We start from the raw sequence: 10,353 nt of genomic DNA, 5'->3' as shown, positions 1-10,353 counted from the left end.
CACATCGAGAGGAGGTCGAAGCGAAGCCGACCGGAGGCGATGCCCCCAGATGAATGCCGGAGCGAGGGTACGCCGAGCCTAGGCGAGGGGCCGGACGCTGGGGCGAAGCCTTTTGCTTACTTTTCGGCGTTTGGAAAAGTGAGTCGCTGTAAGAGCGAAACCATAAGCAGCCGTTACCGCAGAAATGGATATGTACACCTGAAAGAGATAGGTCGGCTATCAGGCCGCCTTCGCAAGCAGGCTCGCTCCCACATTGGGGATGGGGTACATCAAGGGGAACCTGGTCGGCCCGAAGGCCGCCACGTTCAAGCCGAAACCACCAAAGGCCTAGACATGAACTCACTGATCCGCGACCGCAACCACCGCTCCGCCGGATCATTGTCATGCACCCCACTCCAGGCCATCGACAACTGCGCCGCATCAATGGGAAACGGCGGATCCTCCGCCCGCAACGCACACCCCTCCACCAGCGCACACGCCGCATAATCCGGCACCGTGGCAATCATCTCAGTCCCGGCCAACAACGCCCGCAACCCGCTGAACTGCGGCACACCCAACACCACCCGACGGCTGCGACCGACCTTGGCCAGATCCAGATCGATATTGCCGCTCAAATCACCCGAGAACGACACCATGGCATGCGGACGTTCACAATATTCGTCCAGCGTCAGCATCCCCGGCCGCTTGTCCCCGCGCAGCACCTTGCAAGGAATGTCCCGCAACTTCTTGCACTTGGCATTCGCCGGCAAATCCGTGGTGTAACTCACCCCCACGGAAATCTCACCCGAGGCCAGCAACGCCGGCATCAGCAGATAGTTGGCGCGACGCACCACCACCACGATCCCCGGCGCCTCTTCCTGCAATTGCCGCAACAACGGCGGAAACAAACCGAACTCGGCATCGTCAGACAGCCCGATGCGGAACACATCGCTACTGGTCGTCGGATCGAATTCCTTCGCCCGACTGACCGCCCCGGAAATCACATCCATCGCCGGTTGCAGCTCCTTGAGAATCGCCAGTGCCCGCGCCGTCGGCTCCATGGCGCGACCATTGCGCAGCAACAACGGATCGTCGAACAAATCCCGTAACCGCCCCAGCGCCGCACTCACCGCCGGCTGCCCCATGAACAGTTTTTCAGCGACCCGGGTCAGGTTCTTTTCGAACATCAACGCTTCGAAAATCACCAGCAGGTTCATGTCGACGCGACGCAGATCGTTACGGTTCATAGGCACGGTTTCCTTGTGTGTTCAGCCAGGCTTGAGGGTAACGATTGTCTCTGACTTTACGTGAGACTGCCCACCCGGCATGAGGAATTAACAACGTTTAACTCGCCTGACAAGGCCTCGCAACCAAGAATGAAGCTCACCGACACGGACATTTGTCATGGCCCATTCTCAGCAAAACGTCGCCCGTGCGGCAGTCGATGAAGCACCCAGAAAAGCCACCGGCGGCTTGACCCCATGGCGTGAAGAGCTGGCCAAGCAACTGATCCTCGAACGCCTGGGTGAAACCGTTGAAGTCACCGAACTGGCCCGCGCCTGTGCCCTGTCGCGCAGTCATTTTTCCCGAGCGTTCAAGTGCAGCACCGGGCTCTCGCCCCAGGACTGGATTCGCCACCAACGCGTCGCCCGGGCCAAGCAATTGATCCAGAACACCGACATGACGCTGACGCAAATCAGCCTCGAATGCGGCTTCTGCGATCAGGCGCATTTCTGCCACATCTTCACCCGCAGCGAAGGCATCAACCCATTTGCGTGGCGTTGCCGTGCGGTGCGCACCCTTCCCCCACGTCGCGCCTGCACCGCTCAAACTCACGCGTTATAAAGCCTGTTTTATCAGAGCGAAAACCGGCGCGGGTCCATGCCCGCGCCGGGGCACATCACCCCTTGAGAAACGCCAACAGATCAGCATTGAGCTGATCCTTGTGGGTATCCGTCAAGCCGTGGGGCGCACCGGGGTAGACCTTCAGCTGCGAACCTTTCACCAGTTTTGCTGAGGCGATGCCCGCCGCTTCGAAGGGCACCACCTGGTCCGCGTCGCCGTGCACCACCAGCGTCGGGATGTCGAACTTCTTCAGGTCTTCGGTGAAGTCGGTTTCCGAGAACGCCTTGATGCAGTCGTAGGCGTTCTTGTGACCGGCCATCATGCCTTGCATCCAGAACCAGTCGATCATGCCCTGGGACGGCTTGGCGTCCGGTTTGTTGAAGCCGAAGAACGGCCCGCTGGCGAGGTCGATGTACAGCTGCGAACGGTCGGCCAGAGATGCCTGGCGAATGCCGTCGAACACTTCGATCGGCAGGCCACCGGGGTTGGCTTCGGTCTTGAGCATCAGCGGCGGCACCGCGGAAATCAGCCCGGCCTTGGCTACGCGACCGGTGCCGTGGCGACCGATGTAGCGCGCCACCTCGCCGCCGCCGGTGGAGAAGCCGAACAGCACGGCGTCTTTGAGGTCGAGCAACTCGATCAACTGCGCCAGGTCATCGGCGTAGGTGTCCATGTCGTTGCCGGTCCACGGCTGGCTGGAGCGGCCATGACCACGACGGTCGTGGGCGATCACCCGGTAGCCTTTGGAGGCCAGGAAGATCATCTGCGATTCCCAGCTGTCGGCGTTCAACGGCCAGCCGTGGCTGAAGACGATGGGTTGGCCGGTGCCCCAGTCCTTGTAGTAAATCTCGGTGCCATCTCGGGTCGTGAATGTACTCATGCGATGTCTCCTTTGCGAGTGTTGGGGGTGTATCAAAGCGGTGATGGGTTCATTCGTTCAGCCAGCCGCGCCACCCGCTCGCCGAGGTGCGCGGCGGTGCAACGGTCTTCGGGAGGTGGGGCGAGGTCCGGGGTCTGTTCGACATTCGACTGGGCCATGGCGCCGAGCGAGCTGCCGAGGCGATTCATTTGCCCCTCGAAGGCGCCGGTGCTGGAGCGCGCCGGCAGCAGGTCGAGGCCGACCCAGATCATCGAGTGCTGCGCGGCGAATACCGCCATCTGCAGCAAGGTGTTGAGTTTGTCGCCGCACAGGCAGCCGGAATTGGTGAAGCCCGCGGCCAGTTTGTCGCGCCACGGCTGGGCGAGGTAGAACGCCGCCGTGGACTCCATGAAGCCTTTGAACTGCGCCGACGCGCTGCCCATGTAGGTCGGGGCGCCGAAGATGATGGCGTCGGCGCTGTGCAACCGGTCCCAGTGCTGGTCCACTTCATCGACCGGAACCAGCAGGCAGGTGCTGCCCACATGCCGTTCCACACCCAGGGCCACGGCTTCGGCCATGACCCGGGTGTGCCCGTAGCCACTGTGATAGACCACCACCACGTTGCTCATCCCGGTGTCCTCATGACAAGTTGATCCCTTTGCTACATGCCCCACTCGCCAGCCCGGCACAATTCCCTGTGGGAGCGAGCCTGCTCGCGATGGCGGCGGCACATTCAACATCGATGCAAGCTGACCCACCGCTATCGCGAGCTGGCTCGCGCCTACAAGACCAGCGGGTGTTGAAGCAGCAGAGTTTTGGGCGTAGACCAGACGCAGGACGAGTTAAACGTTGTTAATTTTCGTTGGCGCGCCAAAAGCCTCAACAGCGGCTTTGCCAAGGTTGCCCCTCAATAAATGCGGCGCCTGCCAGGGACGCCAGGTACAGGCAGTCGCAGCGGACACCCGACAGTCAGGCGAACACCTCGTTGCGTTGCCGGAAAAACCTGAGGAATATGCTCGGAAACCGCGTACCAGACGGCTGCAAGCAGGAGCGACACGTTGACCCTTTCCCCAGAACAGGCCATCCATTTCGGCCCCTACCGGATCTATCCCGGACAACGCCTGGTGCTGGAGGCCGACCAGCCTCTGCGCTTGGGCCGGCGCGCCATGGATATTCTGCTGATCCTGCTGGAGCACGCCCCAAACGTGGTCAGCAAACAGCAACTGATCGCCGGGGTATGGCCCAAAAGCGTCGTCGAAGACATCAACCTGCGCGTGCACATGGCGGCGCTGCGCAAAGCCCTCGGCGACGGCCAGGCCGGCCAGCGCTATATCGTCACTGTCGCCCAGCGCGGCTACAGTTTTGTCGCGCCCTTCTCCCTCGAGTCCATCGAGCAGCACCCCGCGAGCGAAAGCCTCCAGCCGAGCGCCCATAACCTGCCGATCCGCCGGACGCGCATGATCGGTCGTCAATCACTGGTCGAAAACCTGGTCACTCAGCTGTCACGCCAGCGCTTCATCACCCTCGTCGGCCCCGGTGGCATCGGCAAGACCACCGTGGCGCTGCGCGTCGCCGAACTGTTGATCGGCCGCTACCGGGACGGTATTCGCCTGCTGGACCTGGCGCCGCTCAGCGATCCGAGCATGATCAGCGCCCAGTTGGCGACGCTGCTGGATTTGTCCCTGCACGATGCCGAATCTACAAACGGACTGGCCACGTTCCTGCGCGAGCGGCGGATGCTGCTGGTGATCGACAACTGCGAGCACCTGCTCGACGCGGTCGCGCTGCTCTGTGAAAGCATCCTGCGCGCCGCGCCGCATGTGCACATCCTGGCCACCAGCCGCGAGAGCCTGCGGGCCGAAGGTGAGTTCGTCCAGCGTCTCGAATCGCTTGATTGCCCACCCCCCATCGCGGTGCTGGACCGCGCCCAGGCGCTGACCTTTTCCGCATTGCAACTGTTCGTCGAGCGGGCCATGGCCAGCCAGGACAGTTTCGAGCTGAGCGATGACGACCTGCCGTTATTGATTGACATCTGCCACCGCCTGGACGGCATTCCGCTGGCCATCGAACTGGCGGCGGCGCAAGTCAGCCACTTTGGCCTGAGCGGGTTGCTGACGCAGTTGCAAGGCAGTTTTCGCCTGCTCACCCAAGGCTGTCCGTCGACGCTGGGCCGGCACCAGACCCTGCGCGCCACGCTCGACTGGAGTTTCGAACTGCTCAACGCCTGCGAGCAAACCTGCCTGCGCCGACTGGGGGTGTTCAGGGGCGGTTTTACGCTGGAGTCGGCCGCGGCGGTGATCGTCGGCGAACACATCGAGCCCGGCGAGGTGTTCGGCTCGATCACGCAACTGGTGGCCAAGTCGTTGCTGAACGTGGAAGTGGGCGACGAAGAAGTGTTCTACCGCTTGCTCGACACCACCCGCAGCTACGCACTGGAAAAACTCGACCAGACCCTGGACCTGCCGGACACCCGAAAGCGCCACGCCGAACGCTGCCTGGCCTTGATGCATCAGGCTCAAACTGATTGGGAGCTGATTTCCACGGGCCTGTGGATCGAGCGTTACGCCCGCAGTCTGGATGACATTCGTTCGGCCCTCGACTGGGGCTTTAACGCCCAAGGTTCGCAGGCGCTGGCGATCCGGCTGACCGCGACGTCGACGCCGCTGTGGCAGGAGTTGTCGCTGCTCAAGGAACATGGCGTTTACGTGCGCAAGGCGCTGGCCTTGCTGGAGGCGGCGCCCGAGCCCTGTCCTCACCTGCAAATGGCCCTCAAGCTCGCCCTCGGCAGTTCCTGCTACCACACCCAGGGCGGCACGGCCGAAACCATTGCCGCGTTCGTCAGCGCCAGAACCCTGGCCAGGCACAACAACGACGTGGCCGGTCAACTGCGGGCGGTGTCCGGGCACATGGCGGTCAATCTCAGTTGCGGCCACTACCAAATGGCGCTGGAGCAGAGCCAGCTGTTCGACCGCCTGGGCGCCCAGGGTGACCCCGTGCTGTCACTGAGCACGCACCGCCTGCGGGTCCTGGCCCTGCACTTTGCCGGCAATCAGCAACTGGCCCGGGTGAATGCCGAACAGGTCATCCAGCGCATGGCCCAGAGCGGGCACCTCAACCGCTTCACCCACGGCTTTGGCGTGCAATACGATCAGAGCGTGGCCGCCCTGACAATTCTGGCGCGCATCCTCTGGTTGCAAGGCCAGCCGGAGCAGGCGTGGCGCACCGCCCGCCAGGCGCTGGACATCGCGCTCCAGATCAACCACGGCACCTCCATTTGCTACACCCTTGCGCTGGCCGGCTGCCTGATCGCCCACTACAACGGCGACAGTACAACCGCACGCAAACTGTTACGGCTGCTACTGGAACAGGCGCAGAAACATTCGGTGCTGCTGTTTCATACGTGGGCGCAACACTACGCGCAAGTGATCGACCAGGCTGGAGCACCGTCGGCGCCACCGCCGGGTGCCGGGCTGATCAAGGAAATCATGGTCACGCTGGACGCCACGTTCGTCGATGACGCCTTGTGGCAACGGGCCGATACCGGGGCGGCGGGCTGGAGCACGGCGGAGATATTGCGGGCCAGGGCTGATGCGTTGCTGACTGAAGAAAATGCGCAAGCAGTGGATGACCCGAGTGAACGCGTTCGCGAGCAGGCTCGCTCCCACAAAAGCGAGATGGCGGAGGAGGTATTGCTGCGAGCGTTGAATGTGGCCAGGCATCAGGGCGCCCTGGCCTGGGAGCTGCGCAGCGCCACCTCGCTGGCGCAATTGTGGCAGCGCCAGGGTCGACATCAGCAGGCTCATGAACTGCTGACGCCGATCTACAACCGGTTCACCGAAGGCTTTGCCACCCCGGACCTGAGCAAAGTCCGTCGGCTACTCGACGAGCTGCATGGGCACCTGAACGCCTGAGACCCAGCGTGCCCGGCTGATGTAATGCGAGTAGCGCTGTTCGAACGTACGCAGGTGGCCGCTGTGTTCGAGTTTCTCCAGGGCATAGGTGCGCGTGGTATTGAGCAAGCGGTACCGCGTGGTGCCGTTGACCTGATCCATCGACAGCAGCGACTTGGCGACCAACCGCTGCACCAGCGTCGCCAGTTGATCGGGTTTGAGCAGCTCGCAACTGCTGACGCCAATCGCCGCCTCCAGGGTGAAGGACATCTTGAACACCGAGAGGCGCTGCAACACGGTTTGCTCCCCCTGGTTCAGCCGTTCATAGCTCCAGTCCAGCGCAGCCTTGAGGGTTTGATGCCGGGGCACGGCCGTGCGTCGCCCCTGAGTCAGCAGTTGAAAACAGTTATCCAGCTGAGCCTGCAAGCCGACCAATGCCAACGCATCGATCTGCGCCGCTGCCAGTTCAATGGCCAGCGGCAAACCGTCAAGTCGTCGACAGATCTCACGCACTGCCTTGAGGTCCTGTTCGCGCAAGGCAAACCCTTGTTGACGGGCTCGGGCGCGACTGACGAACAGCTGCACCGCCGAGTAGCCCATGGACTCGGCTACGCTGTGCGACGCCGACGCGGGCGGCACCGCCAACGACGGCAAGCGCTGGACTGTTTCCCCCGCCGCCATCAGCGGTTCACGACTGGTGACGAGAATCGACAGCCGAGGCGCCGACGCCAGCAAATCGTCGACCAATGCCCGGCAGCGTTCCAACAGGTGTTCGCAGTTGTCGAGCACCAGCAACATATGCCGATTCGCCAACACCTCCAGGGACGTGCCGACCTCCAGTTCCAGGGTTTGTGTCAGGTGATCCACCACGCGTGCGGGATCATCGAGCACCGCGAAATCCACCAGCCAAACGCCATCTTTATAGTGCTGCAACAGCAGTTCGGCCACGCGGAGCGCCACGGTGGTTTTGCCGATGCCAGCGGGGCCGACCAGGGTCATGAGCCGTCGAACCGGTAATTGCCGGACCAGGCTGCCGACCATCGAGTCCCGTCCGGTCACGGGTGTGAGCCGCGCAGGCAGGTTATGTTGATGTTTTTGCGCGGTCTCGATCGAGACCAAGGTGGTCGCCGGCACCGACTCCACCGGGGCGACAAAGCTGTAGCCGCGCTGGGGGATGTTGACGATGTAGCGCTCACCGTTCTGCCCGTCGCCAAGCGCCCGGCGCAGCGCCGCAATATGCACGCGCAGGTTGATTTCTTCGACCACGGACGTCGGCCAGACGTGGGCAATCAACTCGTCCTTGCTGACCACATGGCCAGCGCGCTCAACCAGCACCTGGAGGATATCCAGGGCGCGACCGCCCATGCGCAGCGGCCGATCACCGTCCAGGATCAGCCGTTGCCGCTGGTGAAAGGCGTAGGGGCCGAACCGCAGCACCGTATCGCTGTTTAAATCTCTGAAGCTGTTCATGCACGTTTGCGTGCTGAAAACCTGGCCCGGCTCACAGTGCAGAAATATTGATCGCACCCACCTTCCAGGCTCCCGCACCTCCATTGCAAAGAGTTCACGACTATCTTGGCAGGCCTCGGTGACGGTACAACTGCCATGGGGGGAGCGTCACGGCCATTGCGGTGCGCACAACGGCCAAGAACGCTCTAGCTGAACTGTTCGCGGTATTGCGTCGGGGTCAGACCGAGCTTTTCAGCGAACAGGAAGCGCATATGGCGCACGCTGCCAAAGCCACTTTTGAAGGCCACGGTCTTGAGTGGCAGATCGCTGGTTTCCAGCAGATTCCTGGCGCAATCGATGCGCGCGCTTTGCAGAAACTCCATGGGCGTCATGTTCACGTCCCGGGCAAACATCCGGGCGAAGTGCCGCGTGCTCATGTTCGCCAGGCCGGCCATGCGTTCGATGCTGAAGGCTTCGTCGAGGTGTTCGAGCACGTGATTCTGCACGCGGGTGATCGGCGTTTCCTGCGGCGCGACAGTGGCCATCAACGGACTGAATTGCGCTTGCCCGCCCTGGCGTTTCATCACCACCAGCAACACCTTGGCCACGTCCTGGGCGACTTTCTTGCCGTGGTCTTTGGCGACCACCGCCAGTGCCAGGTCAATACCGGCAGTGACGCCGCCGGAGGTGATGAGGTTGCGGTCCTGCACGTAAATCTGATCGGTCTCCACCGTCGCCTTGGGAAAGCCTTTGATCAGCCGTTCGGTGTAATGCCAGTGGGTGGTGACGCGATAACCGTCCAGCAAACCGGCATGCCCCAACACGAACGCGCCGGTGCAGATCGAGCCGTAGCGCCCGGCGCGATCGACAGCGGCTTTGAGCCAACACAGCAACGGCGGATGTTTTTCGTTGTACGCGCCCGGGCCGCCCGGCACCAGCAGCAGGTCATAGGCTTGATCGGCCTGATCGATGTGCAGATCGGCCTGAACGCTGACGCCGTTGGAGGCCCGCAGCGCGCCATGCTCGGTGCCGATGGTCGCCAGTTCATAACGGTCATCTGCTGCCAGGTATCGATTGGCGATGGAAAACACTTCCATGGGCCCGGCCATGTCGAGCAGCAGAAAGTCCGGAAACAACACCATAGCCACGGTTTTCATGGGTTCACAGTCACTGAAGTCAAAAGAAGGTCCCTCTAACAAACACCAATCCCCTGTAGGAGTGAGCCTGCTCGCGATAGCGGTGTGTCAGTCAGCATAAATATTGAATGTAATGACGCTTTCGCGGGCAAGCCTCGCTCCTACAGGGTTCTTGCCAGGCATTGCTGTGCATTATGGCTAATGTCCGGCGCCAGCGTCGGAGGAAAATGCCTGAATGCCCGTTCATTACTGTCAACCACAAAGCGACAGTATTTCAATTTCCATCTACTTATTGCACCAGTCAGTAACCATTAACCTTCTCCTCACTCGGACGAATCAACGTCCCCACAGGAGATTTCATCATGCTGACCCTTCGCAAAGCCTCGGATCGCGGCGCCGCCAATCATGGTTGGTTGAAGTCGTTCCACACCTTTTCCTTCGCCAATTACCGCAACCCGAAAGAGCAGGGTTTTTCTGACCTGTTGGTGATCAACGATGACCGTGTGGCGGCCGGTAAAGGCTTCGGCCAGCACCCGCACCGCGACATGGAGATTTTCTCCTACGTGCTCGAAGGTGCTTTGGAACACAAGGACACCCTGGGCACCGGTTCGGTGATCCGTCCTGGCGACGTGCAATTGATGAGCGCCGGCAGCGGCGTGGCCCACAGCGAGTACAACCACTCGGCCACGCGGCCGGTGCACTTTCTGCAAATCTGGATCGTGCCGGACGTCAGCGGCGCCAAACCGCGTTATCAGCAAGAGCACTTCAGCACCCAGAAAAAACGTGGGCGCCTGCAACTGATCATCTCCCCCGACGGGGCCAAGGGTTCGCTGAAGGTGCGTCAGGACGCACGGGTGTATGCCGCGCTGATCGACGGCAAGGAAAGCGCCACGCTGGAACTGGCCGCCAACCGCTACGTCTATGTGCACGTGGCCCGTGGCAGCGTCGAACTCAATGGCGTGCAGCTGCAAGAAGGTGATGGCGTGCGGGTGCGTGATGAGCAGGTGCTGGCGTTGAGCAACGGTGTGGATGCCGAAGTGCTGGTGTTTGACCTGCGCCCGCAAGAACTGCCAGAAATGCCATGACCGTGACTGACCTGGGGGCTTCTGTGTCCCCAGGCTTCTACCAGCCAATCACATCATCGTGGCGAGGGAGCTTGCTCCCGTTGGACTGCGAAGCAGTCCCCTTCTCTTTA

At 61.9% G+C, this 10,353-nt stretch carries 8 protein-coding genes; 3 read left to right on the top strand and 5 right to left on the bottom strand.

The annotated features are described in order from the left end of the window. Positions 1-305: 305 nt before the first annotated feature. On the bottom strand, positions 306-1,226 hold the full coding sequence (locus FHL16_RS10010) for a LysR family transcriptional regulator (RefSeq protein ID WP_010455735.1): 921 nt from the start codon (positions 1,224-1,226) through the stop codon (positions 306-308). Positions 1,227-1,383: 157 nt separating this feature from the next. Here FHL16_RS10010 and FHL16_RS10005 point away from each other — a divergent pair, with 157 nt between their 5' ends. Then, complete coding sequence (locus FHL16_RS10005; RefSeq protein ID WP_077748147.1) at positions 1,384-1,824, top strand: helix-turn-helix domain-containing protein; 441 nt, start codon at positions 1,384-1,386, stop codon at positions 1,822-1,824. Between the two features lie 55 nt (positions 1,825-1,879). Here FHL16_RS10005 and FHL16_RS10000 read toward each other — a convergent pair whose 3' ends face one another. Beyond that, positions 1,880-2,704, bottom strand: coding sequence for an alpha/beta fold hydrolase (locus FHL16_RS10000; protein ID WP_077748146.1), 825 nt, complete (start codon positions 2,702-2,704; stop codon positions 1,880-1,882). A gap of 32 nt (positions 2,705-2,736) precedes the next feature. Then, positions 2,737-3,312, bottom strand: a complete 576-nt coding sequence (locus tag FHL16_RS09995; protein ID WP_077748145.1) for a flavodoxin family protein — start codon at positions 3,310-3,312, stop codon at positions 2,737-2,739. 429 nt (positions 3,313-3,741) lie between these two features. Between FHL16_RS09995 and FHL16_RS09990 the strand changes: the two genes are divergently transcribed. Then, a complete protein-coding gene (locus tag FHL16_RS09990; protein WP_077748144.1) occupies positions 3,742-6,594 on the top strand; it encodes an ATP-binding protein in 2,853 nt (950 codons plus the stop codon). Here the strand turns inward: FHL16_RS09990 and FHL16_RS09985 are convergent. Both FHL16_RS09985 and FHL16_RS09980 read right to left on the bottom strand, forming a co-directional pair. Then, entirely contained in the window at positions 6,559-8,043 is a 1,485-nt protein-coding gene (locus FHL16_RS09985) for an ATP-binding protein (protein ID WP_077748143.1), read from the bottom strand. The genes FHL16_RS09990 and FHL16_RS09985 overlap by 36 nt on opposite strands. Before the next feature lie 185 nt (positions 8,044-8,228). Then, on the bottom strand, positions 8,229-9,179 hold the full coding sequence (locus tag FHL16_RS09980) for a GlxA family transcriptional regulator (RefSeq protein ID WP_042932737.1): 951 nt from the start codon (positions 9,177-9,179) through the stop codon (positions 8,229-8,231). Between the two features lie 341 nt (positions 9,180-9,520). Between FHL16_RS09980 and FHL16_RS09975 the strand changes: the two genes are divergently transcribed. Further along, positions 9,521-10,243 carry a pirin family protein gene (locus tag FHL16_RS09975; RefSeq protein WP_077748142.1) on the top strand — a complete coding sequence of 241 codons (723 nt, stop codon included), beginning with the start codon at positions 9,521-9,523 and terminating at the stop codon, positions 10,241-10,243. Positions 10,244-10,353 lie beyond the last annotated feature (110 nt).

This window comes from Pseudomonas sp. FSL W5-0299 (assembly GCF_005930655.1).
Taxonomy (GTDB): Bacteria; Pseudomonadota; Gammaproteobacteria; order Pseudomonadales; family Pseudomonadaceae; genus Aquipseudomonas; species Aquipseudomonas mandelii.
The sequence above is the reverse complement of the archived record's forward strand: the minus strand, read 5'-3'. Positions and strand labels throughout refer to the sequence as shown.